This is a genomic window from Micromonospora inositola (assembly GCF_900090285.1).
In the GTDB taxonomy this organism is placed as follows: Bacteria; Actinomycetota; Actinomycetes; order Mycobacteriales; family Micromonosporaceae; genus Micromonospora; species Micromonospora inositola.
The window spans coordinates 1581293-1606627 of record NZ_LT607754.1; the positions used below are offsets into that span (position 1 = coordinate 1581293).

Annotated in this window: 25 protein-coding genes and 1 riboswitch; of the genes, 14 read left to right on the forward strand and 11 right to left on the reverse strand. The window is 74.2% G+C overall.

Annotated elements, in window-relative coordinates; genetic code table 11:
* Positions 1-2: 2 nt before the first annotated feature.
* From GA0070613_RS07585 to GA0070613_RS07610, 6 genes are all read left to right on the forward strand, one after another.
* Entirely contained in the window at positions 3-2156 is a 2154-nt protein-coding gene (locus GA0070613_RS07585; protein ID WP_157746293.1) for a HelD family protein, read from the forward strand.
* 101 nt (positions 2157-2257) lie between these two features.
* Positions 2258-2896 carry a transporter gene (locus tag GA0070613_RS07590; protein ID WP_089011642.1) on the forward strand — a complete coding sequence of 213 codons (639 nt, stop codon included), beginning with the start codon at positions 2258-2260 and terminating at the stop codon, positions 2894-2896.
* A complete protein-coding gene (locus GA0070613_RS07595; RefSeq protein ID WP_089011643.1) occupies positions 2893-3204 on the forward strand; it encodes a winged helix-turn-helix domain-containing protein in 312 nt (103 codons plus the stop codon). Before GA0070613_RS07590 ends, GA0070613_RS07595 begins: the two co-directional genes overlap by 4 nt.
* Positions 3201-4097, forward strand: a complete 897-nt coding sequence (locus tag GA0070613_RS07600) for an ABC transporter ATP-binding protein (RefSeq protein ID WP_089011644.1) — start codon at positions 3201-3203, stop codon at positions 4095-4097. Before GA0070613_RS07595 ends, GA0070613_RS07600 begins: the two co-directional genes overlap by 4 nt.
* A gap of 10 nt (positions 4098-4107) precedes the next feature.
* Positions 4108-4845 (forward strand): ABC transporter permease, encoded by a 738-nt coding sequence (locus GA0070613_RS07605; RefSeq protein WP_089011645.1) that lies wholly within the window; start codon positions 4108-4110, stop codon positions 4843-4845.
* A 95-nt stretch (positions 4846-4940) separates the two neighbouring features.
* Positions 4941-5699 (forward strand): VOC family protein, encoded by a 759-nt coding sequence (locus tag GA0070613_RS07610; RefSeq protein WP_089011646.1) that lies wholly within the window; start codon positions 4941-4943, stop codon positions 5697-5699.
* A gap of 21 nt (positions 5700-5720) precedes the next feature.
* On the opposite strand, the gene GA0070613_RS07615 is transcribed toward GA0070613_RS07610, so the two are convergent.
* The 3 genes from GA0070613_RS07615 to GA0070613_RS07625 all read right to left on the reverse strand — a co-directional run bounded on the left by GA0070613_RS07615 (position 5721) and on the right by GA0070613_RS07625 (position 8609).
* Entirely contained in the window at positions 5721-6500 is a 780-nt protein-coding gene (locus GA0070613_RS07615; RefSeq protein ID WP_089015811.1) for an ABC transporter ATP-binding protein, read from the reverse strand.
* Between the two features lie 26 nt (positions 6501-6526).
* Complete coding sequence (locus GA0070613_RS07620) at positions 6527-7600, reverse strand: FecCD family ABC transporter permease (protein WP_089015812.1); 1074 nt, start codon at positions 7598-7600, stop codon at positions 6527-6529.
* A gap of 70 nt (positions 7601-7670) precedes the next feature.
* On the reverse strand, positions 7671-8609 hold the full coding sequence (locus GA0070613_RS07625) for an ABC transporter substrate-binding protein (protein WP_089011647.1): 939 nt from the start codon (positions 8607-8609) through the stop codon (positions 7671-7673).
* A gap of 114 nt (positions 8610-8723) precedes the next feature.
* Positions 8724-8813: riboswitch (cobalamin riboswitch) on the reverse strand.
* Between the two features lie 228 nt (positions 8814-9041).
* Here GA0070613_RS07625 and GA0070613_RS07630 point away from each other — a divergent pair.
* Both GA0070613_RS07630 and GA0070613_RS07635 read left to right on the forward strand, forming a co-directional pair.
* Positions 9042-10373: a peptidase C39 family protein gene (locus GA0070613_RS07630; RefSeq protein ID WP_089011648.1), complete on the forward strand. Its 1332-nt coding sequence runs from the start codon at positions 9042-9044 to the stop codon at positions 10371-10373.
* A gap of 124 nt (positions 10374-10497) precedes the next feature.
* On the forward strand, positions 10498-11838 hold the full coding sequence (locus GA0070613_RS07635) for a C39 family peptidase (protein ID WP_089011649.1): 1341 nt from the start codon (positions 10498-10500) through the stop codon (positions 11836-11838).
* Between the two features lie 55 nt (positions 11839-11893).
* On the opposite strand, the gene GA0070613_RS07640 is transcribed toward GA0070613_RS07635, so the two are convergent.
* The 4 genes from GA0070613_RS07640 to mqnE are packed head-to-tail and all read right to left on the reverse strand — an operon-like array spanning position 11894 to position 14378.
* Positions 11894-12373 carry a hypothetical protein gene (locus GA0070613_RS07640; RefSeq protein WP_089011650.1) on the reverse strand — a complete coding sequence of 160 codons (480 nt, stop codon included), beginning with the start codon at positions 12371-12373 and terminating at the stop codon, positions 11894-11896.
* 54 nt (positions 12374-12427) lie between these two features.
* Complete coding sequence (locus GA0070613_RS07645; protein ID WP_089011651.1) at positions 12428-12724, reverse strand: DUF4229 domain-containing protein; 297 nt, start codon at positions 12722-12724, stop codon at positions 12428-12430.
* A 45-nt stretch (positions 12725-12769) separates the two neighbouring features.
* Positions 12770-13198: a hypothetical protein gene (locus GA0070613_RS07650; RefSeq protein WP_089011652.1), complete on the reverse strand. Its 429-nt coding sequence runs from the start codon at positions 13196-13198 to the stop codon at positions 12770-12772.
* A gap of 10 nt (positions 13199-13208) precedes the next feature.
* Complete coding sequence (gene mqnE / locus GA0070613_RS07655; RefSeq protein WP_089011653.1) at positions 13209-14378, reverse strand: aminofutalosine synthase MqnE; 1170 nt, start codon at positions 14376-14378, stop codon at positions 13209-13211.
* Between the two features lie 242 nt (positions 14379-14620).
* On the opposite strand from mqnE, the gene GA0070613_RS07660 reads away from it, so the two are divergent.
* From GA0070613_RS07660 to GA0070613_RS07675, 4 genes are all read left to right on the forward strand, one after another.
* Positions 14621-16162, forward strand: coding sequence for a C40 family peptidase (locus GA0070613_RS07660; protein ID WP_172875768.1), 1542 nt, complete (start codon positions 14621-14623; stop codon positions 16160-16162).
* 113 nt (positions 16163-16275) lie between these two features.
* Positions 16276-17706, forward strand: coding sequence for a hypothetical protein (locus GA0070613_RS33295; RefSeq protein WP_089011655.1), 1431 nt, complete (start codon positions 16276-16278; stop codon positions 17704-17706).
* Between the two features lie 208 nt (positions 17707-17914).
* Complete coding sequence (locus GA0070613_RS07670) at positions 17915-19744, forward strand: DEAD/DEAH box helicase (protein ID WP_089011656.1); 1830 nt, start codon at positions 17915-17917, stop codon at positions 19742-19744.
* Positions 19745-19836: 92 nt separating this feature from the next.
* Positions 19837-20466, forward strand: coding sequence for a putative glycolipid-binding domain-containing protein (locus GA0070613_RS07675; protein WP_089011657.1), 630 nt, complete (start codon positions 19837-19839; stop codon positions 20464-20466).
* Positions 20467-20481: 15 nt separating this feature from the next.
* Here GA0070613_RS07675 and cds1 read toward each other — a convergent pair whose 3' ends face one another.
* From cds1 to GA0070613_RS07690, 3 genes are all read right to left on the reverse strand, one after another.
* On the reverse strand, positions 20482-21573 hold the full coding sequence (cds1, locus tag GA0070613_RS07680; protein WP_089011658.1) for an L-cysteine desulfhydrase Cds1: 1092 nt from the start codon (positions 21571-21573) through the stop codon (positions 20482-20484).
* A gap of 22 nt (positions 21574-21595) precedes the next feature.
* Complete coding sequence (locus GA0070613_RS07685) at positions 21596-22420, reverse strand: SDR family NAD(P)-dependent oxidoreductase (RefSeq protein ID WP_089011659.1); 825 nt, start codon at positions 22418-22420, stop codon at positions 21596-21598.
* 116 nt (positions 22421-22536) lie between these two features.
* Complete coding sequence (locus GA0070613_RS07690; RefSeq protein ID WP_089011660.1) at positions 22537-22995, reverse strand: Lrp/AsnC family transcriptional regulator; 459 nt, start codon at positions 22993-22995, stop codon at positions 22537-22539.
* A gap of 268 nt (positions 22996-23263) precedes the next feature.
* Between GA0070613_RS07690 and GA0070613_RS07695 the strand changes: the two genes are divergently transcribed.
* A complete protein-coding gene (locus tag GA0070613_RS07695) occupies positions 23264-23530 on the forward strand; it encodes a BldC family transcriptional regulator (RefSeq protein WP_089011661.1) in 267 nt (88 codons plus the stop codon).
* Positions 23531-23557: 27 nt separating this feature from the next.
* Here the strand turns inward: GA0070613_RS07695 and GA0070613_RS07700 are convergent, their stop codons facing one another.
* On the reverse strand, positions 23558-24202 hold the full coding sequence (locus GA0070613_RS07700) for a UbiX family flavin prenyltransferase (protein WP_089011662.1): 645 nt from the start codon (positions 24200-24202) through the stop codon (positions 23558-23560).
* A gap of 167 nt (positions 24203-24369) precedes the next feature.
* On the opposite strand from GA0070613_RS07700, the gene GA0070613_RS07705 reads away from it, so the two are divergent.
* A complete protein-coding gene (locus GA0070613_RS07705) occupies positions 24370-25335 on the forward strand; it encodes a terpene synthase family protein (protein WP_089011663.1) in 966 nt (321 codons plus the stop codon).

The following is a 25335-nucleotide window of genomic DNA, read 5'->3' on the forward strand; positions in this document are numbered from 1 at the left end:
GGATGACCCTTGCCGCAGAACCCCACCGCGCCAGCCGGCCCGCCCGACCCGACACCCCACCCGGCGACGACCTGGACACCCGGCTCGCCGCCGAACGCACCCACCTGGACACCTCCCGGGCGGCGCTGCGCCGGATGCGGGAACGCGCCGAAGCCCTCTTCGCCGGCGGCGAGCAGGTCGCCGGCGACCCGTACGCGGCGGAGATGCTGGGCCGCACCCTCGCCCGGCGGGTCGCCGAACTCGCCGACGACCCGACCACCCCGCTCTTCTTCGGCCGGCTCGACTTCGGCGAGACCGACCCCGACCACGCCGGGCGGGAGTACCACGTCGGGCGGCGGCACGTCACCGACGAGGCGGGCGAGCCGCTGGTGCTGGACTGGCGGGCCCCGGTCTCCCGCTCGTTCTACCGGGCCAGCGCCCGGGACCCGCAGGGCGTCGCGGTACGGCGGCGCTTCGGCTTCAGCAGCGGCCTGCTCACCAGCTTCGAGGACGAGCACCTGGATCGGGGCGAGGAGCTGGGCACGGCCAGCCGGATCCTCACCGCCGAGATCGAGCGCCCCCGCGTCGGGCCGATGCGGGACATCGTCGCCACCATCCAGCCCGAACAGGACGAGCTGGTCCGCGCCGACCTGGCCGACTCGATCTGCGTCCAGGGGGCGCCGGGCACGGGTAAGACCGCCGTCGGACTGCACCGGGCCGCGTACCTGCTCTACCTGCACCGGGAGCGGCTGCGCCGCTCCGGGGTGCTGATCGTCGGGCCGAACCGGGCCTTCCTGTCGTACATCGCGGCGGTGCTGCCGGCACTCGGCGAGGTCGAGGTCGCGCAGGCGACGGTGGAGGACCTGATCGCCCCGGCGCCGGTGCGGGCCGTCGACGACCCGGCCGTCGCGGCCCTCAAGCACGACGTCCGGATGGCCGAGGTGCTGCGCCGCGCGGTCGATGCGCACATCGGTACGCCGACTGAGCCGATCATGGTCTCGGACGGCTCGTTCCGCTGGCGGATCGGCCTCGACCCGCTGCACCGGGTGGTCGAGGAGACCCGCCGGGAGGGGTTACCGTACGCCACCGGCCGGGACCGCGTCCGGGCCCGGGTGGTGGGACTGCTGCAACGCCAGTCCGAGGCGCGCCGCGCCGAGTCGCCCAGCGACGCCTGGCTGCGCCGGATGGCCAAGGCCAGGCCGGTCACCGCCTTCCTCGACGCGGTCTGGCCGGCGCTCACCCCGGAAGGGCTCGTGCACACGCTGCTCGGCGACCCGGCGGCGCTCGCCGCAGCAGCCGACGGGCTGCTCACCGCCGAGGAGCAGGCGCTGCTGCTCGGCCCGGCAGCTACCACGACGGCGACGGACGACACCGCGGCGACCGGACGGCGCGGCGACCGGACCGCGACCGGGACGAAGCTCGGGCGCACCCCGAAGGCCACGAAATGGACCGCCGCCGACGCGGTGCTGATCGACGAGGCGGCCGGGCTGATCGAGCGACCGGCCGGCTTCGGCCACGTGGTGGTCGACGAGGCGCAGGACCTCTCCCCGATGCAGTGCCGGGCCATCGCCCGGCGCAGCGAGCACGGCTCGATCACCCTCCTCGGCGACCTGGCCCAGGGCACCGCGCCGTGGGCCGCCACGGACTGGCGGGAGTCCCTGGCCCACCTCGGCAAGCCGGACGCGGTCGTGGTGCCGCTGAGCGTCGGTTTCCGGGTGCCGGCCGCGGTGGTCGCGTTCGCCAACCGGCTGCTGCCGGCGCTCGCGGTCGACGTACCGCCGGCCGAGTCGCTGCGCCGCGACGGCGCGCTGGATGTGCGTACCGTGGCCGACCTGACCGTGGCGACGGTGGCCGAGGTGCGGGCGGCGCTCGCGCACGACGGCTCGGTCGGCGTGATCGCCGCCGACGACGCGGTGGACCGGCTCCGCGCGGCGCTCGCCGACGCGGGCGTCGAGACCGCGAGCGCCGACGACGTGGCGACCGCGGCGCGCGTCACCGTGGTGCCCGCGACCCTGGTCAAGGGCCTGGAGTACGACCACGTCGTGGTCGTCGAGCCGGCCGCGATCGTCGCGGCGGAACCGCGCGGGCTGCACCGCCTCTACGTGGTGCTGACCCGGGCGGTCTCCCGGCTGTCGGTGCTGCACACCGCGCCGCTGCCCGGCCCGTTGGCCGGCTGAGCGGCCGGGCGGGGTGGGCCGGGTACGGGCGCCGGCCGGTCTGTCCCGTTTTGCGGCAGCGGGCACACCGGGGCTTGACTTTGCGCTTTAAAGTACTTTGCATGGAGCCCGACGACGACCCGCCCCCGATCGACGCCGCCACCGCGATGCGGCTCATCGACGCGCAGCGGGCGGCCACCGTGCAGAGCCTGGAACCCGACCCACGGCTGCACTACTGGCCCTGGGGAGTCGCCTGGCTGATCGGCTTCGGGCTGTTCTTCCTGCGCTTCTCCCCCGGCGGCCGGACCTTCCTGGCCATGCCGGAGTGGCTTCCCCTGACCGCGCTCTTCGTGCTGCTCGGCGCCGCGTCGGTGGTCTTCGCGGTGGGCAGCGCCCGCGCCTACCGGCAGGTCACCGGGGAGTCCGCCCGGCGCGGCAGCTGGTACGGCGCCGCCTGGGGGCTGGGCTTCCTGAGCCTGTTCACCGTCGCCGGCCGGGTTTCCGACAGCCTTCCGCACGACCTCGCCGGGCTGCTCTGGTCCGCGCTCGCCGTCGGGCTGACCGGCGCCCTGCACATGGCCGGCGGCGCGATCTGGCTCGACCGCACCCTCTTCCGGCTCGGCCTCTGGCTCACCGCGATCAACATCGTGGGGGTGCTCGCCGGACCCGGCTGGCACGCCCTCGTGATCGCCCTCGGAGGCGGCGGCGGGATGCTGCTCGCCGGCGAGCTCAGCCGGCTGCGCCGGCGGGACCACCCGTGACCGAGCTCGACCCGGTCATCCACGCCCAGGCCCGCCTGCGGGTCGTCGCCGCGCTGTCCACCCTGGGCGCGGGTGACCGCATCACCTTTCCCCGCCTGCAGGAGCTACTCGGCATGACCGCCGGCAACCTCTCCGTCCACCTGCGCAAGTTGGAGGACGCCGGCTACGTCGAGATCGACAAGACCCACCGCGGACGCACCCCGACCACACTGGTCCGCCTCAGCTCGCGCGGTCGCCTGGCGTTCGAGGAGTACACCGAGAACATCCGCGCGCTGCTCCACCCCGCCGACAGCAAGGAGACGTCATGATCCTCGCCCGTGCCGAACAGGTCAGCCGGCGGTACGGCGACGTGCTCGCCCTGGACCGGGTCGACCTGGAGGTCCACCCCGGAGAGCTGGTCGGCCTGCTCGGCCCGAACGGTGCCGGCAAGAGCACCCTGATCAACCTGTTGGTCGGGCTGCGCCGACCCACCGCCGGCCGGGTGGAGCTCCTCGGCGGCGACCCGCGCGACCCGGCGACCCGCCGGCAGCTCGGGGTCACCCCTCAGGAGACCGGCCTGCCCGGCACGCTCCGGGTCGGCGAGGTCGTCGACTTCGTCTCCGCGCACTTCCCCGATCCGGTGCCCCGCAGCGAGCTGCTCGACCGGTTCGGCCTAACCGATCTGGTACGGCGGCAGACCGGCGGCCTCTCCGGCGGCCAACGGCGCCGGCTCGCGGTCGCCCTCGCCTTCGTCGGCCGGCCCCGGCTGGTGGTCCTCGACGAGCCGACCACCGGGCTGGACGTCGAAGCGCGCCGCACCCTGTGGGAGGCGATCCGGTCCTTCCACGCCGACGGCGGCACCGTCCTGCTGAGCAGCCACTACCTGGAGGAGGTGGAGGCGCTGGCCCAGCGGGTCGTGGTGATCGGCCGGGGCCGGGTGCTCGCCGACGACACGGTCGACGCGGTCCGGAGCTTCGTCGGGGTCCGCCGGGTCAGCCTGCTCGCCGACGACCTGCCTCCACTTCCGGGCGTGGTGGCCACCGAACACGTCGAAGGACGTACGCACCTGCTCACCACCGACGCCGACCAGCTGATCCGCGACCTGGTCACCGCCGGGGTGGCGTTCCGCGAGCTGGAGGTGCGCCCCACCTCGCTGGAGGAGGCGTTCCTCGCCATCACCGCGGCCGTCGAGCCGGCCACCGCCCAGCCCACCACCGTCTGAGGAGCCAGCCATGCCGCTCTCCCTGGTCCACGCCCGGTACCAGCTGTTGACCATCCTCCGGATTCCGGTGGCCGTGGTGGGCAGCGCGTTCTTCCCCGCCGCCGCGATGCTCTTCTTCGTGGTGCCGTTTGCCGGTGACGATGCGGCCGGCGCCACCTACGCGACCGGCGCCATGATCACCTTCGCGGTGATGAGCGCCAACATCTTCCAGTACGGCATCGGCGTCGCCGAGGACCGCGATCAGCCCTGGAACCCGTACACCCGGACCCTGCCGGCCGGACCGGCCCCGCGCCTGGCCGGCCGGATCCTGGCCGGCCTGGTGCTGACGTACCTGTCGATGCTGCCGGTGGTGGTCATCGCCGCGGTGGCCACCGCGGCCCGGGTCACCCCGGTGCAGTTCCTGCTCGGCGCGGCCACGGTCGCGGTGATCTCGGTGCCGTTCACCCTGCTGGGGATGGCCGTCGGCTACTCGCTGCCGAGCAAGGCGGCGATCGTGGTCGCCCAGATCATCTTCTTCCCGCTCGCCTTCGGCGGCGGGCTGCTCTCCGGCCCGGCCGACGCACCCGGCTTCATCCGAGCGATCGCCCCCTACTTGCCGACCCGGGGCGCCGTGGAGCTGATGTGGGCGGCGACCACCGACTGGCGAGTCAACCGGGTCTCAGCGGTGATGCTCGGCGTCTGGATCGTCGTGCTCGCGGCGGTCGCCGGGTGGGCGTACCGACGGGACGAGGGCCGCCGCTTCACCTGACGTTTTGTCCGGAACCGGCCCAGCGGGCCGGAGGACGGTGCCACGATTCCGGCAGGGCGTACCGTCGGGGCACGCCCCTGCCGAGAGGGGTCAGCGTGAGCACCGTCGAGCCGGGCACGCCCTGCTGGGCCGACCTGGCCACCCCGGACCTGGCGGACGCGAAGCGGTTCTACCCGCAGTTGTTCGGCTGGACCGGCCGGGTCGCTCCGGAGCCGGAGGCGGGTGGGTACACCGTCTTCCTCAAGGACGGCAGGTCGGTCGCCGGCGCCGGCCCGCCGGCCACCCCGGACCAGGTGCCGATCTGGTCGACGTACGTGGCGACCGACGACGCCGACCTGGTCGCCACCCGGGTGGAGGCGGCCGGCGGGCAGGTCGTGGTCACCCCGTTCGACGTCCTCGGCCAGGGCCGGATGGCGGTCCTCGCCGACCGGGCCGGCGCGGTGTTCAGCGTCTGGCAGCCGATGGCGATGCCCGGCGCGGAGCTGTTCAACGTTCCGGGCGCGATGTGCTGGAACGAACTGGTCACCCCCGATCCGGAGGGGGCGAAGGAGTTCTACGCGCTGGTCTTCGGCTGGCAGCCGGAGGACCAGCCGGTGGGCCCGATCACCTACACCGGCTGGCGCTGCGGGGCGCGGGTGGTGGCCGGGATGATGCCGCCGCTGCAGGAACTGCCGGCCGACCTGCCGGCGTACTGGTCGGTCTACTTCGCGGTCGAGGACGCCGACGCCACCGCCGCCCACGCCGCCGAGCTCGGCGGCACCATCCTGGTCCCGCCCCACGACATCCCCGCGGGCCGGGTGGCCGCCCTCCGCGACCCCCAGGGCGCCCTCTTCTCCGTCACCACCCTCCGCTGACCCTTCCCCCGCACCTCTTGGTCAGCGGGGGCGGACGGGGACCACGAGGGGGCCGTGGTCGCCGGGGATGACGCGGACGTGGGCGCGGTAGTGCTTCGCCAGCAGGGGTTCGGTGAGGACCTCGTGGGGTGGGCCCGAGGCGGCGACCCGGCCGTCGGCGAGCAGGACCATCCGGTCGGCGTACTCGCCGGCGACGGAGAGGTCGTGCATGGTGGCCAGCACGGTCAGCCCGTGCTCCCGGCGGAGCTGGTCCACCAGCTCCAGCACCTCCTGCTGGTGGCCGATGTCCAGCGCGCTGGTCGGCTCGTCCAGCAGCAGCAGGGTGGCGCCCTGGGCGAGCGCCCGGGCCAGGAAGACCCGCTGCCGCTCGCCGCCGGAGAGGGTGGCCAGCTCCCGGTGCCCGAACGCGCCGAGATCCAGCCGGTCCAGCACCTCGTGCACGGCGACCAGGTCGGCGGCGGACTCCCGCCCCAGCGGCGGGATGTACGGGGTCCGGCCGAGCAGCACGTAGTCGAGCACCGACATGCCGGCCGGCACCACCGGGGACTGGGCGACGGTGGCCACCTCCCGGGCCCGGTCGCGGCGGCGCAGCGCCTGGATCGGCGTACCGAAGAGGGCGACCGCGCCCGGCGCGGGCAGCAGGCCGCCGACGGCGCGCAGCAGGGTCGACTTGCCGGCGCCGTTCGGGCCGATCACGGTGACCCACTCGCCGGCCGCGACGTTCAGGTCGACGCCGGCCAGGATGGGCGCGCCACCGAGGCGGACGTGCAGGTCGCGCACCTCGACCGCGGGCACGCTCACCGGACCACCGCCGGCCGCGAACGCGCTCATGTGAGCACCCGGCGGGCGGTACGCAGAACCAGCACGAAGAACGGGCCACCGAGCAGGGCGGTGACCACCCCGATCGGGATCTCGGCGGGGGCGGCGGCGGTCCGGGCGACCACGTCGGTCAGCGCCAGGAACGCGCCGCCGAAGAGCATCGACAGCGGCAGGATCACCCGGTAGCTGGACCCGGCGAGCAGCCGTACGGTGTGCGGCACGATGATGCCGACGAAGCCGATCAGACCGGAGGCGGAGACTGCGGCGGCCGTGCCGAGCGAGGCGGCGGCGATCAGCAGGTAGCGGGAGCGCTGCGGGTGCAGGCCGAGGCTGGCCGCCTCGTCGTCGCCGACGGAGAGGACGTCGAGTTCCCGCCGGTGCAGCAGCACCACCACGGCGGTCAGCACGAAGTACGGCAGGACCAGCCGGACGTCGTGCCACCCGGCGGTGGCCAGCCGGCCGAGCAGCCAGGAGTAGACCTGCTGGATGTTGTCCGAGTGCCGTTGCAGCAGGTACGTCTGCCCGGCGGCGAGGAACGCCGAGACCGCCACCCCGGCCAGGATCAGCGTGGCGGGTGACCGGTTCCGCCCGCCGGCCGCGCCGAGCAGGTACGTCATGGCGACCGCTCCGAGCGAGCCGACGAACGCCGCGACGGGGATGGTGACCGGCATCCCGGTCAGCGCTCCGCCCGCCCCGGCGCCCAGCGCGATGACGGCGGTCACCGCGAGCCCGGCGCCGGCCGCCACGCCGAGCAGGTACGGGTCGGCCAGCGGGTTGCGGAACACGCCCTGGTAGCAGCCGCCGGCGAGGGCGAGCAGCCCACCGACGAGCAGGCCGAGCACCACCCGGGGCAGCCGCAGCTCGGTGACGATGGCGATCTCGCGTTCGGTGAGCCCGCTGTCCAGGTGCACGCCAGGCAGCAGGTTGAGCAGTTCGGCGGCGACGCTGCCGGGCGGCAGGCTGACCGGCCCGAGGGAAACCCCGGCGACCAGGGCCACGAGGACGGCGACGACTCCGGCGGCCAGCCAGCGCTTGCGCAGTCCGGCCGGCCGGACCGTCGCACCCGGTCCGGCCGGGGACACGCCGGTCGGCCGGGACGCGCGCGGCGTCCCGGCCGGCCGGGGTTCGGTGGGTCGCACGGTCACCGACGGGTCACGCGGGCACCTTGGCGGTGGCGTCCACGATCGCCTTGACCAGGTCAACGACGCGCGGGCCCCAGCGCGAGGCGATGTCGTCGTCGAGGGCGACGATCTGGTTGTTCTTCACCGCACTGACGCCGGCCCAGCCGCTACGCGCCTTGACCGTGTCGGGGGTCTGCTTGCAGCACTTGGTGTCGGCCAGGAAGACGAAGTCCGGGTTGGCCTTGACGATGACCTCCTGAGAGAGCTGGGGGTAGCCGCCGTTCTTCCCGTCGGCGTCCGACGGGTCGGCGATGTTCTCCAGGCCGGCCAGGGCGTAGATCGAGCCGATGAAGGTCTTGCTGGTCGCGCTGTACAGCTCCGGGCCCAGCTCGTGGTAGTAGGTCAGCTTCTTCGCCCGCTGCGGCAGGTCCCTGGTCAGGGCGGCGATGTCGTCCTTCATCTTCTTCGTGACGTCGGCCGCCTCCGCCGGGTGGCCGGTGAGCGCGCCCAGGTCGGTGATCTGCTGGTAGCTGTCGTCGAGCGTGGTCGCCGCGGGGGTGAGCAGCACCGGGATCTTCAGCTTGGTGAGCTGGTCGACGATCTTGTTGGTGTCGTTGGAGAGCACCACCAGGTCGGGGCTCCTGCCGGCGATCGCCTCGGCGTTCGGCTGGAAGCCGGACAGGTCGCTCTTCGGCGCGTCGGCCGGGTAGTTCGACTGGTCGTCGACGGCGGTGACCTGCCTGCCGGCGCCGACGGCGAACAGCATCTCGGTGGCCGCCGGTGACAGCGAGACGATCTTCTCCGGCCGCTTCTCCAGGGTCAGCTTGCCGACGGTGACCGGGAAGGCGGCGGCCGCCGAGCTGCCGCCGGCGGCGGGGGTGTCGTTCGAGGTCTTCTCGGCGCAGGCGCCGAGGGCCAGCGCGGCCACCGCGAGGGCCGCGGCGAAGAGCCGGGGGGTACGTCTGGACATGGATCCTCCTGTCGGTCGAGGAGTGTGGTGCTTCGCCGACAGGGACCGCCTTCGCGCGCCCGTCCGCGAGGCGCCCTTCCTCGAGAGCGCGTGTCGCGACCGTGCCGCAGGCGACCTGGCTCGTCCCCACGTACATCGGCGACGGCCGGAGCCGACGCCGTGCGGGGCATCACAGTTGCGGGACAGCGCCGGTTTCGCACCGGCTTCGCTGCGGGTTGGTCGCTGCCACGGTAGCGCACGAGCAGCGGAGATCGTCCGGACGGGAGGGGCCCGTTGTCCACGGCCGCCTCGACCAGGCCGGCCCCGGCGGCGTCCACCGCCTCCACCCGGATCCTCACGTCGGCAAAGATTTTCCATCCCTTGATCTCTTCCGAAACTTCCCTCCAGCCGGGACAGTGAACGGCAAGGAAGCCGCACACCCGTGGAGCTGCCATGGTCACGACACCCTTGCGCACGGTCGCCCTCGCCGGCGTCACCGCGCTCGCCCTCCTCGGCGCCACCGCCCCCGCCGGGGCCGCCAAGCCGGCCACCGGCACGGTCACCCACGACGAGCAGATCACCTGGCAGGGCTGGTCCGGCGCCACCCTGGCCGCCGGCACCACCGCCGGCACCACCGTCACCGCCGCCGGGCTCACCCTCGGCACCCCGGCCGGCACCACCCCCTACAAGGACCCGCACACCAGCACCAAGCGCACCTGGGCGTACGGCACCTGGACCTCGCCGCTCACCGAGGTGGGCTTCGGCGCCACCGAACTGGTCGCCTCCTGGAACGCCGACACCCCCGCCGGCACCTGGCTCCAGGTGGAACTCCAGGGCACCTACACCAGCGGCACCCGCACCCCCTGGTACGTCATGGGGCGCTGGGCCTCCGGCGACGCCGACATCAAGCGGACCAGCGTCGACAAGCAGGGTGACAAGACCTCCAGCATCTGGACCGACACGTTCGCCATCGACAACCCGGCGACCGGAGTGCTGCTCCGGGCGTACCAGCTCCGGCTGACCCTCTACCGCGACCCGGCGCAGGCCGCGTCGCCGGTGGTCCGCTCGGTCGGCGCGATGAGCTCGACGGTGCCCGACCGGTTCACCGTCACCCCCAGCGCCGGCCACATCGCCTGGGGCACCGAGCTGGCCGTCCCCCGCCACTCCCAGGAGATCCACGCCGGCCACTACCCGGAGTACGACGGCGGCGGCGAGGCCTGGTGCTCGCCGACCTCCACCGAGATGGTGGTCGAGTACTGGGGCCGCGGGCCCTCCGCGGCCGACACGTCCTGGGTGGACCCGACCTACCCCGACCCGACGGTCAACCACGCCGCCCGGATGACGTACGACTACCAGTACGACGGCGCCGGCAACTGGCCCTTCAACACCGCCTACGCGGCGGGCTTCCCGGGGCTGGAGGCAAAGGTGACCCGGCTGCACTCGCTGGACGAGCTGGAGCACTTCATCGCCGCCGGCATCCCCGTGGTGACCAGCCAGTCCTTCCTCGCCAGCGAGCTGGACGGCGCGGGCTACGGCACCTCCGGGCACCTGATGGTGGTGGTCGGCTTCACCGCCACCGGTGACGTCATCGCCAACGACCCGGCGTCGCCCAGCAACGACGCCGTGCGCCACGTCTACCAACGTGCGCAGTTCGAGCAGATCTGGCTGCGCACCAAGCGGACCACCGCCAACGGCGGCACCGGCGGTGGCTCCGGCGGGATCGTCTACCTGATCAAGCCCACCAGCGTCGCCTGGCCGCAGGTGGCGGGCTCCACCAACTGGTGACGACGGCCGGGCCCGACTGCCGTCAGGCACCGACCCACCACCGGACAGCCAGTCCTCGAAGCTCCTGCCGGCCCCGAGCCGGGGCCGGCAGGGAGTCCCACCCTCCTCACTTCGCGGAGTTCCCATGATCAGAAGAACCCTGCGCGTGGTCGCCCTCGCCGGCGTCACCGCGCTCGCCCTACTCGGCACCACCGGGCCCGTCCACGCCGACAACAACCTGCCGGTGGCCCAGCACGACGAGCAGATCACCTTCCAGGAGTGGTCCTCGCACCCCGACTGGCGTACCGGCACCCACCAGGGGACGTACGCCATCCCCGGCCACCGCACCGGCATCACCATCGGCCAGCCGGCCGGCACCACCGAGTTCACCGACGAGCACACCGGCGCCACCCGCACCTGGGAGTACGCCACCTGGACCTCCCCGCGCCGGCAGATCGGCTTCGACGCCACCGAACTGGTCGCCTCCTGGAACGCCGAAACGCCCGCCGGCACCTGGCTCCAGGTCGAGCTGCAGGGGACGTACAACACCGGCAACCAGACCCCCTGGTACGTGATGGGTCGGTGGGCCTCCGGCGACCAGGACGTCAAGCGGGCCACCCTGGACGGTCAGGGCGACCCGTGGTCGACCATCTGGACCGACACCTTCTCCATCGACGACGCCAAGGCCGGGGTGCTGCTGCGGTCGTACCAGCTGAAGCTCACCCTCTACCGCGCGCCCGGCCAGACCGCCTCGCCGCGGGTCTGGATGCTCGGCGCGATGAGCTCGAACGTGCCGGACCGGTTCACCGTCGCCCCGAGCAAGGGCGGCATCGCCTGGGGCACCGAACTGCCCGTGCCCCGCTACTCGCAGAACATCCACACCGGGGAGTACCCCGAGTTCGACGGCGGCGGTGAGGCCTGGTGCTCGCCCACGTCCACGGAGATGGTGGTCGAGTACTGGGGCCGGCAGCCCTCGGCCGACGACACCGCCTGGGTCGACCCGAGCTACGCCGACCCCACCGTCGATCACGCCGCCCGGATGACCTACGACTACGAGTACGAGGGCGCGGGCAACTGGCCGTTCAACACCGCGTACGCGGCCAGCTTCGCCGGGATGGACGCGCGGGTCACCCGGCTGCACTCGCTGGACGAGGTCGAGCGCTTCATCGCCGCCGGCATCCCGGTCGTCACCTCGCAGTCCTTCCTCTCCAGCGAGCTGGACGGGGCGAACTACGGCACCTCGGGGCACCTCTTCGTGGTTGTCGGCTTCACCGCCGACGGTGACGTGATCGTGAACGACCCGGCCTCCTCCTCGGACGCCGAGGTGCGCAACGTCTACAAGCGGGAGCAGTTCGAGCAGATCTGGCTGCGGACCAAGCGGCACCGGGCGAACGGCACGGTCGCCGGCGGCTCCGGCGGGATCGCGTACCTGATCAAGCCGGCCAACCGGCCCTGGCCCCAGGTCCCCGGCTCCACCAACTGGTAGGAACCGACGGCGACGGGCCTGGCGCGATCGCGCCGGGCCCGTCGTTTTCTCGGTCTCAGCGCTGTACGGGCGTCCCGGCCAGCCGCTCGATCGTGGCCGCGTCGCGGCGCCGGCGGCGGATCGTGGTGACCACGAGGACCACCCAGCCGACCGAGGCGAGCGCCGCGGCCACGGTGAACCCGGTGACCAGCAGCCAGGTCGACCCGCCCGCGGTGGCGAAGACCCCCTTGCCGGCCCCGGTGTCCCGGGCGGGAGTCGTGCCGCCCTGGGCCAGCCCGTCGGGCGCGTCGTAGAGGATGACGTGCTTGCGGGGCGTGCCGCCCGCGTCGGGCACGAAGTCGCCGTACCAGCTGCAGTTGCGGCGGCCGCACTGCTCGCTGACCGCGTTGAACGTGCCCGCGGCGCCGGCGCCGGACTTGGCCTGCCAGGCCGGGACGAGGTCGGGCGCCGCGAAGGCGAGCCCCATGACTGCGATGACGGGGAGGCCGACCCAGAGGAAGAACCTCAGCCGCCAGTCACTGATCTTCTCCAACACGGTGGCCGACCCTAGCCTGGCCGGAGCCCTCGCGCTGCCCCGTCCGGCCGCGGCTCACCGCTGCCGGTCGCCCGGCTCACCCTCGACGGGTCCGTCGTCGGCGCCCTGGTCGTCGCCGGCCAGCGCGGAGCGGAGCCGCTCCTTCTCGGCCCGCCGACGCTCCGCCGCCTCGCCCATCTCGCCGGCCATCTCGTCCCGCCAGCCCTTGAGCAGGAAGAAGGAGAGCGCGGCGGAGAAGACCAGCGCCAGCATCAGCCGCAGGAACGGGTTCATGTCGACGAACCAGAGGGCCGCCAGCACGCCGACGAACAGCCCGATCCGGCCCAGCGTGTACTTGACCGCCGCGCTCACGTTCGCACTCCGTTCTCCGCCGCCCGGTGTCCCGGTGCGGAAGGTTCAGCCCGTCCGGCGGGCCAGCCAGTGGACGCCATGAAACCAGATCACCGCGTACGCCAGGGTGAAGACCGCCGCGGCGAGCGCGCCGGAGACCAGCGGCGGCAGCCCGGCGGCCAGCCCGGCCGCCAGCAGCCCGGCGAACACTCCCACCGCGGCGGCGACCAGCGCCGCGATCACCCGGGCCGCGCCGAACTCCCAGGCCCGGAAGTCGTCCCAGAAGAGCCAGAGCGGCAGGATCACCGCCAGCCAGCCGTTGGTCCCGCCGAACCCGCCGTCGCCCATCGAGGCGAAGGCCCACTCGAAGAGCACCAGCGCCAGCACCCCGATCACCAGACCGGCGAGGCTCACCCCGAGCAGGTCGCCCAGGGTGAGGATGCGCCCCTCGGCGTCCCGCCGGGGGAAGGCGGCGCGCTGCTGCTGCTCGGTCATCGGCCCGCGGTCAGGCCCAGACCTGCTGCGGCTCGGCGCGGCGCTCGGCCAGCGACGGCGCCTTCTCGTACTCCCGGACCACGTTGTAGCGGGTGTCCCGCTCGACCGGCTGGAACCCGGCGTCCCAGATCAGGTGCAGCAGGTCGTCCCGGTGCATCGTGTTCGGCGTGCCGTACGAGTCGGCGTCGTGGGTGATCTTGTATTCCACGACGGAGCCGTCCAGGTCGTCCACGCCGAAGTTCAGCGAAAGCTGGGCGACCGAGAGGCCGTGCATCACCCAGAAGCACTTCACGTGCGGGACGTTGTCGAAGAGCAGCCGGGAGACCGCGAACGTCTTCAGCGACTCGGCCGGCGAGGCCATCGTGGTCTGCGCCTGGATCCGGTTACGGATCTTGCCGTCCGCCGAGTCGACGAAGTCGTGCTGGTAGCGCAGCGGGATGAAGACCGCGAAGCCGCCGGTCTCGTCCTGCAGCTCGCGCAGCCGCAGCACGTGGTCGACCCGGTGCCGGGGTTCCTCGATGTGGCCGTAGAGCATGGTCGACGGGGTCTTCATGCCCTTCGAGTGGGCCAGTCGGTGGATCCGCGACCAGTCCTCCCAGTGGCAGGCGTGGTCCACGATGTGCTGGCGGACCTCCCAGTCGAAGATCTCCGCGCCGCCACCGGTCAGCGACTCCAGGCCGGCGTCCATCAGCTCGTCGAGGATCTCGTCGGCGCCCAGGCCGCTGATCTTCTCGAACCACTGCACCTCGGTCGCGGTGAAGCACTTGAGCTTGACGTTCGGCAGCGCCGCCTTCAGCTCCCGCAGCACCTTCGGGTAGTAGCGCCAGGGCAGGGTCGGGTGCAGGCCGTTGACGATGTGCAGCTCGGTGAGCTGCTCGTCCTCCATCTCCTTGGCCTTGCGGACCGCCTCGTCGATGCGCATCGTGTACGCGTCCTTCTCGCCCGGCTTGCGCTGGAAGGAGCAGTACGCGCAGGAGGCGGAGCAGACGTTGGTCAGGTTGAGGTGCCGGTTGACGTTGAACATCACCCGGTCGCCGTTGAGCTCGGTGCGCTTGTGGTGGGCCAACCGGCCCAGCCAGGCGAGGTCGTCGCTGTCGTAGAGGGCGATCCCGTCCTCGCGGGTCAGCCGCTCGCCCGCGTACACCTTCGCTTCGAGCTCGCGCTTGAGTCCGGCGTCCATCGAAAGCCACGTCCCTTCCACCTGCGGTCCCGGTTGAGCGTACGTCGGTCCTCCGACGAACCGGCGGGCCGGTCGACCCCAGCGACCGAGTTCACCGGACCATCAGCCGGTCGTCACCCTCCGCGCATCGACATCCCTGCGTCCGTGAGGTAAGACAGGGTGGGGCGGAACACACACTGGTACCGTCCCGGACCACCGCGCCCATCCGAGCGCGGAACACGCCAGACCGGACGGGGAGCGGAATGGTCGACAGCGCACAGGGCCGACGGCAACGACGCGGGAGCCCGTTGGTCTCGCCGGTGCTGCGTCCGACGCTCTGGTCCGCGCTGCTCGGCGCGGTGGCCGCCGCCGCGCTGGCCACCCCGGCCTGGGCCCAGCCATCGCTGCCGGACGCGGTCCCCGACACCGGGTCCCGCCCGGTCGCCGCCGGCGGCCTGCGGCTGCCCAGCTCGATCCCGGGCCTGCCCGGCGCCGGCGTGCCGGGCGCCTTCGGCACGGCGACCGCCAACCCGGGCGACGGCCCGCTCATCGCGCAGATCAACGCGGCGGACGCGCTGGTCGGCCAGCTCGGCGACGACCTGCTCCAGATCAAGGGCCAACGGGACGAGGCGCAGGCCCAGCTCGCCCTCGCCGCCACCGAGCTCCAGCGGGCCCAGGAGGCGCTCCTTAGCGCCCAGGAGAGCGCCAAGGCCGCCGCCGCCGACGCGGTCAAGGCCGCCGCCGCGCTGCCCCCCGGCGAGTTCGGCGCCGACCTGCACGACTTCAGCATGTTGCAGCGGATCACCCGCGGGGACAAGGCCGAGGGCGCGACCACCGCGGTGGCCGGCGAGGTGGCCCGGGCCACCGCCGCCGAGCAGATCGCCCGGGAGGCGCACGGCGCCGCGGAGGCGCGGGTCCAGGACCGCAACGCCGCGTACGCGAAGGCCGAGACGGCCCTGCACCAGCAGGAAGCGACGCTGCTCAAGCTGCGCAAGGACAACGCCGCGCGGCTGATCGAGATCGAGAAGCGCGAGGACGCCGCCGAGCAGCTCATCGGCACGTCGTACGTCAACAGCCAGAACGCGAGCGGGCTGGTCGCCGACCCGCGGGCGCTGGCCGCCGTGCGGTACGCCCTGGCCCAGCTCGGCGACAAGTACCTCTGGGCGGCGGAGGGACCGGACCGGTTCGACTGCTCCGGCCTGATGCTCGCCGCGTACCAGTCGGCCGGGTACCGCGACCTGCCCCGGGTCTCCCGGGACCAGTACTACGCCACCCGCTCCCGCACCGTGGATCCGAACGCCCTACTCCCCGGTGACCTGCTCTTCTTCGCCTCGGGCAGCAGCTGGCAGAGCATCCACCACGTCGCGATGTACATCGGCGGCGGCAGGATGGTCGAGGCGCCGCGGACGGGCGACGTCGTCAAGATCTCGGTCGTCCGGTGGACCCGGCTCTACGCCGCGACCCGGGTCGTCGGCGCGGTGCCCGGCCCGGCCAGCCCGGTGCCGCAGCCCACCCGGACGACCACCCCGCCGCAGCCGAGCCCGACCCCGACGCCCAGCCGGACGGCCACCCCGAAGCCGACCCGTACGGCGACGCCGAGGCCCACGACCACGACCCCCAGCACCAGCCCGTCGACCTCGCCGTCGCCCAGCACGTCCCCGTCGCCGACGCCGAGCCCGTCCACCTCGCCGCCCTCCTCGCCCAGCGAGACGACGAGCAGCGAGCCCGCCCCGACGACGAGCAGCGCCGCCCCGACCGGCAGCGCCGCGGAGGCCACCTCGGGCAGCCCGAGCGCCGGCGGCTGACGGCAACCGTCCACTCCGACTGTGCTGCCGGGCCGGAATGTGGCACGGTGAGATCCAGGCACTCCCGGGCCGCCCATCGCGGTCCGGGTGCGAGCGTGGGCGCGGAGGCGAGCATGGGCGAGCTAGAGGTTCCGGCGGGGACGGTCCATCCGGGATTCGTGCCCGGCTCCACCGACCGGCCGGCCGATCCCGCACCCGGCCGGGCCGCGGCCGAACCGACGGACGACGAGGGCTCGGCGGCGACGGGTCCCGGCGTCGCCCGCGGTCGGGTCAGCGTGACCGCCACGGCCACGCCGCCGGACGGCGAACGGCCGGCCGCCCCGGCCACCGCCACCACGTACCGGGCGGGCAGCCCGGCTGAGTCCGCGGCGCCGCTGGACCGGCGGCAGCCGGGCGCCTCGGTCACGCCGCCCTCGACCTGGTCCGGCTTCGCCACCGCCGAGCGGCCCGCCGGCGCCGGCCCGGACCGATCGGCTGCCCCGGACGACGCCCCGGTCGGCCCCGCGGCCGCCCCGACCGTCTCCGGATCCGCCCGGGTCGCCTCCCCACCCGCGCCGCAGGACTCGACGCCGGGGCCGGCGGTGCCGGGGCCACGCGACGGGGCCGAGGCGGCACCCGCCCGGGCCAGCGCCTCAGTGCCGGGGCTGCGCCGGATCTCCGTTGACGAGGCGGGCGCCGCCGGCGCCGCGGTGGTGGCGAAGGCCGGCGGCGCCAAGGTCTACCGGGCGGGGCCGGTGAATCCCGAGCCGCCCGAGCCGGCACAGCCGCCGGAGCCGGCCCAGCCTCCGGTGCCGCCCACGCCGGAACCCGAGCCGGCCCCCACGCCCGTACCGGGGCCGATGCCGCCCTCCCCGGCACCGCCCGTGCCGGAGCCCGAGCGCCCGTTCCCGGCGCCGCCGGTGCCCGCGCCGCCGCCGGCTCCCCGGCCGACGCCGCCCGGGCCGGTTCCTCCGATTCCCGGGCCACCGGTGCCGCCGCCCGCTCCGCCGGTGCCAGCGCCACCGCCGCCGCCGGGCCCGATGCCCGCCCCGCCGTTCCCGCCCCCGCCCGCCATGGCCACCCCGGCGGGCGGGCCGGTCTCCGCCCCGCCGCCGGTGGTGCCGGGGCCCGCGCTGCCGAGCTGGCCACCGCCGACCAACCCCACCGCCCACCGCACCGCGGCGCCCGGCCGCGGCAGCGCCCACCCGTACCCGACCGGCGCACCGCCGGCCGCGGCCCGCCCGGTCGGCCCGCTGCCCGCCGCGGGGCGGCCCGGCCCCCTCCCCTACCAGGGCGGCCCGGACCTGGCCGGCACGGCCTACGGCGGCACCGAGGGGCCCGGCTTCGCCACCGTGGCGCTCCCGCGGGGCAACCCGCTGGAGAATTCCGGCTCGCTGACCGGGCACATTCTGGCCCAGGGCTGGGCCGAGGACGCCCCGGCGACCCGGTCCAGCAACACGAAGGTGGTGATCATGCTGGCCGCGTCGCTGGCTCTGCTGGTCGCGATCAGCCTGCTGGTGGTGTTCCTGGCCAACGACGCGCTGAGCGGGATGACCGGCGGCTGACGAGCCGGTGACGGGTCGAGCGGGAGCATGGTGAGCCCGCCCACTACGGCCTCACGGCGCGGTGGCGGCTTCGGCGCACCGCCGTACACTTGAATGGATCACTGACCCGGCGCGCCTGTCACGCGCCCATGGGCGATCTTGCGGGCGATTCGGCGGCGTCAGCCGCAGCGGGCCATCGCGAAGATGCGCCCCGCTCGAAAGGCATTTCTTGACCACCTTCGCTGACCCCAGCACGTCCCCGTCCGCCCACGACGCCCCGGAGCACCCCGCCGGCGTCGACGCCCCCGACTTCGCCGCGCTGGGACTGCCCCGGCAGCTGGTCGCCGTGCTGGCCCGCCAGGGCATCACCACCCCGTTCGAGATCCAGCGGGCGACCCTGCCGGACGCCCTCGCCGGCCATGACGTGCTCGGCCGGGGCCAGACCGGCTCCGGGAAGACCCTCGCCTTCGGCCTGCCGCTGATCGCCCGGCTCGCCGAGCGCAACCGGGCCCGCCCGCTGCACCCCCGGGCCCTGGTCCTGGTGCCCACCCGGGAACTGGCCATGCAGGTCAACGACGCGCTGATGCCGCTCGGCAAGGCCGTCGGCATCTTCCTCAAGACCACCGTCGGCGGCGTGCCGTACGACCGGCAGATCGACGCGCTCCGCCGGGGCGTGGAGATCATCGTCGCCACCCCGGGCCGGCTCGGCGACCTGGTCGCGCGCGGCGTCTGCAACCTGGACGACGTCGAGATCACCGTGCTCGACGAGGCCGACCAGATGGCCGACATGGGCTTCCTGCCGGAGGTCACCGAGCTGCTGGCGAAGACCCCGGCGGGCGGCCAGCGGCTGCTCTTCTCCGCCACCCTGGACGGCGACGTCGACTCGCTGGTCAAGCGGTTCATGACCGACCCGGTCACCCACTCGACCGCCCCGTCGACCGCGTCCGTGTCCACGATGGACCACCACCTGCTGCTGATCCCGCCGCACGACAAGTTCGCGGTGGCCGCCTCCATCGCGGCCCGCTCCGGCCGGACGATGCTGTTCGCGCGTACCCAGCTCGGCGTCGACCGACTGGTCGAGCAGCTCGCCGCGGTGGGCGTACGCGCCGGCGGGCTGCACGGCGGCAAGACCCAGCGGATGCGTACCAAGACCCTGGCCGAGTTCCGCGAGGGTCGGATGAACGTGCTGGTCGCCACCGACGTGGCGGCCCGCGGCATCCACGTCGACGGGGTCTCGCTGGTGCTGCACGTCGACCCGCCGAAGGACCCGAAGGACTACCTGCACCGGGCGGGGCGTACCGCCCGGGCCGGCGAGTCCGGTGCGGTGGCCACCCTGGTGCTGCCGAAGCAGCGCCGGACCACCCTGGCCATGCTGGAGAAGGCCGGCGTCGCTCCGGCGGAGACCCGGGTCCGGGCCGGCGACCCAGCCCTCGCGGAGCTGATCGGCGCGCGCGAGCCCAGCGGGGTGCCGGTCCGCGAGGAGCCGCAGGAGCACCGTCGCTACGGCGACCGACCGACCGGCCCGCGCCGCTTCGGCGACCGGGACGGCCGGCGCTTCGGCGACCGCGGCTCCTTCGACCGGGACGGCCGCGGCGAGCGCCGGTTCGGCGACCGGGGCGAGCAGCGCTTCGGCCGCCCGTCCGGGGAGCGGCGCTTCGAGGACCGGCCGAGCGGCGAGCGGCGCTTCGGCGACCGGCCGACCGGGGAGCGGCGCTACGAGGACCGGCCGAGCGGCGAGCGGCGCTTCGGCGACCGGCCGACCGGGGAGCGGCGCTTCGGCGACCGCGACGACCGGCGTCCGGCCGACCCCGCGGGCCGGGACGACCGGCGCTACGGTGACCGGCCGACCGGCGAGCGGCGCTACGAGGACCGCGCCCAGGGCGAGCGGCGCTACGGTGACCGGGACGGCCGGGGCGAGCGCACGTTCGGCGAGCGGGGCGGCGACTTCCGGTCGGCGGACCGCCGGGGCGGGTTCCGCCCCGAGGGGCGGGGCCGGGACGACCGGCCGCGCGACGACCGGCGGGGCTTCGGCGGCCGACCGCCGGCGCGTACCCACTGACCTGACGCCCGGACGCCGCCGTGGAGCAACGCTCCGCGGCGGCGTTTCCACATCCCGTGCCGGTATCCACGCCGTCGCGTAACGTCCGGTTCATGCCGACGACGCCGAAGTCGCTCTTCTGGACCCGGACCGACACCGCCGGAGCCGAGCACGTCGTGATCGACGACGCCCACGGGCTCACGGCGCACGGAACCCTCGTGGCGATCGACCCGATCCCGTACTCCTGCCGGTACCAGCTGGCCGCCGGTCAGGACTGGACGGCCATCCGGCTGGAGGTGGAGGCCGAGGGGGCGGGCTGGTCGCGGAGCGTACGGCTGGAACGGACCGGGGACGGCTGGCGGGTACGGACCGGCGAGGAGGGTGACCTGGACGCGGCGTTGCGGGCCGCCGGGCACACCCCGGCCGGGCTGCCGGGCACGGAGGCCCCGGACCGGCTGGCCGACGCGTTCGACGTCGACCTCAGCGGCTCCCCGCTGTTCAACACCCTGCCGGTACGCCGCCTCAACATGAACCGGGCGCCGGCGGACCAGGCGCGACGGGTGATCGCCGCCTGGGTGCTCGTGCCGAGCCTGGCCGTGGTCCCCGCCGAGCAGGTCTACACGTCGCTCGGGCCCGGCCGGGTGCGCTTCGCCAGCGACACCTTCACGGCCGACCTGGCCGTCGACCCGGACGGCTTCGTGGTGCGCTACCCGGGGCTGGCCGAACGGGTCGACGCCGGCTGACCCCGGGGTGGCCGGTCAGGCCGGCCAGGCGCCGGTGGCCAGGAAGCGGTCGATGGTGGCCAGGTGCGGGGCGAGGTCCAGTCCCTGCCGGGCCACCCAGTCGTCGGCGTAGTACGTGTCGGCGTAGCGGTCGCCGACGTCGCAGATGAGGGTGACCACCGACCCGGCCCGCCCCACCGCCAGCATCTCGGCGATCAGCCCGAACGCGCCCCACAGGTTGGTGCCGGTCGACCCGCCGACCCGGCGGCCGAGCACCGCCGAGCCGGCCCGCATGGCGGCCAGCGAGGCGGCGTCCGGCACCTGGACCATCCGGTCCACCACCGAGGGCAGGAAGGACGCCTCGACGCACGGCCGGCCGATGCCCTCGATCCGGGAGCCGCGGTCGGTCCGCACCGACCAGTCGCCGGCCTGCCAGGCCGGGTAGAAGGCGGAGTTCTCCGGGTCGACCACGCAGAGCTTGGTGGGCAGCCGCCGGTAGCGGGCGTACCGGCCGATGGTCGCGCTGGTGCCGCCGGTCCCGGCGCCCACCACCACCCAGGCCGGCACGGCGTGCCGCTCCAGCGCGAGCTGCGCGTAGATGGACTCGGCGATGTTGTTGTTCCCCCGCCAGTCGGTGGCCCGCTCGGCATAGGTGAACTGGTCCATGAAGTGCCCGCCGGAGTCCTCGGCGAGCCAGCGCGCCTCGATCACCACCTTCGCCGGGTCCCGGACCAGGTGGCAGCGGCCGCCCTGGAACTCGATCTGGGCGATCTTCTCGGGTGAGGTGGAGGCGGGCATGACCGCGATGAACGGCAACCCCAGCATTCGGGCAAAGTACGCCTCGGAGACGGCGGTCGAGCCGGAGGAGGCCTCGACGATGGTGGTGTCCGGGCCGATCCAGCCGTTGCAGAGCCCGTAGAGGAAGAGCGACCGGGCGAGCCGGTGCTTCAGCGAGCCGGTGGGGTGCACCGACTCGTCCTTCAGGTAGAGGTCGATGCCCCACGCCCGGGGCAGCGGGAAGGGCAGCAGGTGGGTGTCGGCGGACCGGTTCGCGTCGGCCTCGACCGTGGCGATCGCCTCGGTCACCCACGTCCGGGCTGCCTCGTCGCACCGGTCCAGATGTGTCACGTCGGCAACGTTACAAGCGAGGTCAGCTCGGGTTCGCCCCGACCCGGCCGCGCTGCCGGCGCTGCCCGGCCCGGCCGGCGGCCCGGATCACCGGCGTCAGCGCGAGCGCCAGCCGGGGCAGCGCGTCGAGGAGCCGGACCTGGGCGCCGCGCCAGCGCGGCAGGCTGACCACCGGCCGCGGCCGGCGGGCCAGCCGCGCGGCCCGCGCGGCCACCCGCTCCGGCGTGAGCATCGACCCGGTGAAGGAGGCCAGCGCGCCGGGGTCGTCGAGCCGGTCGTGCAGCATCGGCGTCCAGATCCCGTCCGGGCAGAGACATGACACGTGTACGCCCCGCAGCCCGGCCATCCGCAGGTCGGCCAGGGTGCCGAGGCTGAACGCGAGCAGGGCGTGCTTGCTGGCCGCGTAGACCGTCTCGCCGGGGGCGGCGATCAGCCCGGCGAGGGACACGACGTTGAGCACGTGCCCGGCCCCCTGGGCCCGCATGACGTCCAGCGCGGCGAGGGTGCCGTTCATCGCGCCGAGGGCGTTCACCTCGACCAGCCGACGGCGGGTCGCCGCGTCGTGCGTCCAGGACGGCCCGGTGACCAGGATTCCGGCGTTGTTCACCCAGAGCCCGAGCCCACCGGCCGCCCCGCCCGCCGCCTCGGCGGCGACCGCGGCGCAGGCCGCCTCGTCGCGGACGTCCAGCGCCCGGGACCAGCCACCGAGCGGCGCCGCGGCGGCGGCCACCGCGTCGGCGTCCACGTCGGTCAGGAGCACGGTCCAGCCGTCGGCGTGCAGCGCGGCGGCGATCGCCCGGCCCAGGCCGCCCGCCGCTCCGGTCACCACGGCCGCTGGCGTCGTCATCGGCGCACGGTATCGCCGGACCCCCGTCGGCGCCAGAGTCGTCTTCCCGGTCGCCGGCCCGACCCCGCTGTTCCCACCGCCCCGGGCCACGGCCGCGCCTCGCCCGCGCGGGCAGCTCAGGGGGTGGGCGGCTCGATGGGCTGGGGGCGGTTCTCCCACTTGGTCGACAGGGCGATCCCGGTGCGGGTGGAGGCCACGCCCGGGGTGCGGTTCAGCCGGACGATCAGCTGCTCCAGCTCGGCGATCGTGCCCACCCGCGCCTTCAGCAGGAACGACTCCACCCCCGCCATGAAGTAGCAGGACTCGATCTCCGGCATCTGCCGGAACGCCCCCAGCACGTCGTCGGTGTCGCCGCCGGAGTCCTCGACGATGCCGATCAGCGCGGTCACGCCGAGCCCGATCGCCTCCGGCTCCACCTCCGCGCGGTACGCCCGGATGACCCCGCTGGACTCCAGCTTGCCGACCCGTTCGTGCACCGCCGGGGCGGAGAGGCCCACCTGGCGGGCCAGCTCGGCGTACGACAGGCGGGCGTTGCCACGCAGCAGCTCCACGAGGCTCAGGTCGATCGCGTCCACGGAGAGTGACCCTATCCGTTCGGGCGTAACGCTCGACGCTCGGCGTCAGTTGAACGTGACAACACGTACCCATTCACAAACTGATGGTCATGGGAGTTCTCTGCCGGTACCATTTACTAACTTCTCAAGCCGTGCGTTTTTCGCGTTTGGCGGACAGGCCAGGTCGCTGGTGCTGTAATTGCCATACGTCCCTCATGACGGCTCTGGGCTCGCACCGGCCGGGGGCAGTGTGTTCAGCCGGGGGCTTCGTCGACGCGAGGAGGGGGCTGTGGACACTGGAGATCGCCTGCTGACACCGGGTGAGGTCGCCGCGCTGTTTCGGGTTGACCCGAAGACTGTGACGAGATGGGCGGCGGCCGGCCGGATCGGCAGCATCCGGACTCCAGGCGGGCATCGCCGGTTTCGGGAATCCGAGGTGCGGGCCCTGCTTGAGGGGGAGGGCATGCTGGACGAGGCGGAGGACATGGGCAAGCCACGCAACATGGGCCCGACCGCCGCGACCGGCCCCGGACCGGCCAACGCCGGCATGTACTGAGTACGGATCGGCAACGCGGACCGGCCGTCAGGTCCGGTCCGCGTCCCGTTGGGCCGCGGCCAGCTCGCCCGACCAGCGACGGAAGAGCGTGTGCGGTACGCCCAGCGCGTCCAGCACCTTGCCGGCCACGAAGTCGACCAACTGCTGCGCCGAGGCGGAGGCGCCCGCGCCGTAGAAGCCCGGACTGGCCGGCAGCACGACCGCGCCGGCGTCGTGCAGCGCGATGAGGTGCTCCAGGTGGCTGCGGGTCACGGGGGTCTCCCGCGGCACCACCACCACCGGCCGACGCTCCTTCAGGTTGACCTCGGCCGCCCGCTGCAGCAGGTCCTTGGAGAGCCCGATCGCGATGCCCGCGCAGGCCGCCGTGCTCGCCGGCACCGCCGCCATGCCGCGTACCCGGTAGGAGCCGCTGCTCGGGCCGGCGGCGAGGTCGCCCGCCGGCCAGTGGCGCACGTCCGCGCCGGTCAGCTCGCGGCCCAACCAGGCGGCCAGGTCGTCGGCCCAGTGCCCGTCCCGGAAGGGGCGGCCGGTCTCGTCGAGGATGGTCAGCCGCGCCGCCCGCGAGACGATCAGGTCCACCGCCTCGCCGGCGTCGAGCAGGCCCCGCATGACGGCCGCCGCGTACGGAGTGCCGGAGGCCCCGGAGACGCCGACCACCCATGGTTCGCGCATACGACCAGCCTGCCTGGTCGGCGGCGGGGACGGGCGGGCACCCCCGCCGTACCGGCCCGGAGCGTCCCCCTTGTCCCGGGACCACCAGCGTTGTCCCGCCGGGCCGCGGCCCTCGCCGCGACCTGCCATGCTTCCGACGGCGATCCACGGCTACGGGAGGGATCGGGATGACGGAGGCGGTGCTCTGGTCGCTGCGGTCCGGCTGCCCGCTCACGCCCCGACTCTCCCCGTACGCCGACCGCACGCAGCAGTGGCTGCTCGACCAGCTCGTCCCACTGGCCCTGCCCCTGGACGCGGTGGCCCTGGACCGGCTGCGCCGGGCGGGCTTCGCCCGGTACGCCGGCCGGCTCTACCCGGACGCCGCCGAGTCGGACCTGCGCGTGCTGACCGCCCTGTTCACCTGGTTCTTCCTGGTCGACGACGCCTGTGACCGGCCGGATCGGCTGACGCCGCCGCAGATCCGCGCGCTGCGCGACGGGGTGCTCGCCCTGCTGCGCGGGGGGCCCCGGGCGCGTCATCCCGGCTTCTCGGGGCCGCTGCGGCGGCTGCTCGTGCAGGCGTGGCGGGAGCCGCGGCGGCGGATGCCGGCCCGCTGGCGGCTGCGCTTCGCCGACGCGGTCGCCGATCACCTGGACGGGGCCTGGCGGGAGGCGGTCGCGAAGGCCGCCGGCCGGCCCCCCGGGGTCGCGGAGTACGTGGCGCTGCGCCGGGCGACCTCGGCGGCGTACGTGTCGTACCCGCTGATCGAGTTCGCGACCGGCCGGCCGCTGCCCGACGCGGTCTACCACCATCCCGCGCTGCGCCGGATCGCCGATCTCGGCAACGACCTGCTCTCCTGGTTCAACGACCTGGCGTCGCTGGACCAGGACCGGGCCAGCGCCGGTGGCCACAACCTGGTGCTGGCGGTGGCGACCGAGCACCGGGTGCCGGCGGAGACCGCCGTGGAGCTGGTGGCCGAGCGCTGGCGGACGGGGATGGCCCGATTCGTGGCGCTGCGCGCCGCGGTGCCGTCGTTCGGTCCGGCGCTGGACGAGGCGGTCACCGCCCACCTCGACGGGGTCGCCCACGCGGTGCGCGGCACGGTGGACTGGACGTTGGAGAGCGCCCGCTACCCGGTCGCCCCCGGTTCCTGA

Bases quoted from the DNA above. Each gene is read 5' to 3' on its own strand.
- GA0070613_RS07675 (WP_089011657.1), top strand. From the start codon at position 19,837: ATGCCGACGACGCCGAAGTCGCTCTTCTGGACCCGGACCGACACCGCC.
- GA0070613_RS07605 (WP_089011645.1), top strand. From the start codon at position 4,108: ATGCCGCTCTCCCTGGTCCACGCCCGGTACCAGCTGTTGACCATCCTC.
- GA0070613_RS07660 (WP_172875768.1), top strand. From the start codon at position 14,621: ATGGTCGACAGCGCACAGGGCCGACGGCAACGACGCGGGAGCCCGTTG.
- GA0070613_RS07705 (WP_089011663.1), top strand. From the start codon at position 24,370: ATGACGGAGGCGGTGCTCTGGTCGCTGCGGTCCGGCTGCCCGCTCACG.
- GA0070613_RS33295 (WP_089011655.1), top strand. From the start codon at position 16,276: ATGGGCGAGCTAGAGGTTCCGGCGGGGACGGTCCATCCGGGATTCGTG.
- GA0070613_RS07700 (WP_089011662.1), bottom strand. From the start codon at position 24,202: ATGCGCGAACCATGGGTGGTCGGCGTCTCCGGGGCCTCCGGCACTCCG.
- GA0070613_RS07650 (WP_089011652.1), bottom strand. From the start codon at position 13,198: ATGACCGAGCAGCAGCAGCGCGCCGCCTTCCCCCGGCGGGACGCCGAG.
- GA0070613_RS07630 (WP_089011648.1), top strand. From the start codon at position 9,042: ATGGTCACGACACCCTTGCGCACGGTCGCCCTCGCCGGCGTCACCGCG.
- GA0070613_RS07635 (WP_089011649.1), top strand. From the start codon at position 10,498: ATGATCAGAAGAACCCTGCGCGTGGTCGCCCTCGCCGGCGTCACCGCG.
- GA0070613_RS07625 (WP_089011647.1), bottom strand. From the start codon at position 8,609: ATGTCCAGACGTACCCCCCGGCTCTTCGCCGCGGCCCTCGCGGTGGCC.
- GA0070613_RS07600 (WP_089011644.1), top strand. From the start codon at position 3,201: ATGATCCTCGCCCGTGCCGAACAGGTCAGCCGGCGGTACGGCGACGTG.
- GA0070613_RS07585 (WP_157746293.1), top strand. From the start codon at position 3: ATGACCCTTGCCGCAGAACCCCACCGCGCCAGCCGGCCCGCCCGACCC.
- GA0070613_RS07685 (WP_089011659.1), bottom strand. From the start codon at position 22,420: ATGACGACGCCAGCGGCCGTGGTGACCGGAGCGGCGGGCGGCCTGGGC.
- GA0070613_RS07590 (WP_089011642.1), top strand. From the start codon at position 2,258: ATGGAGCCCGACGACGACCCGCCCCCGATCGACGCCGCCACCGCGATG.
- mqnE (WP_089011653.1), bottom strand. From the start codon at position 14,378: ATGGACGCCGGACTCAAGCGCGAGCTCGAAGCGAAGGTGTACGCGGGC.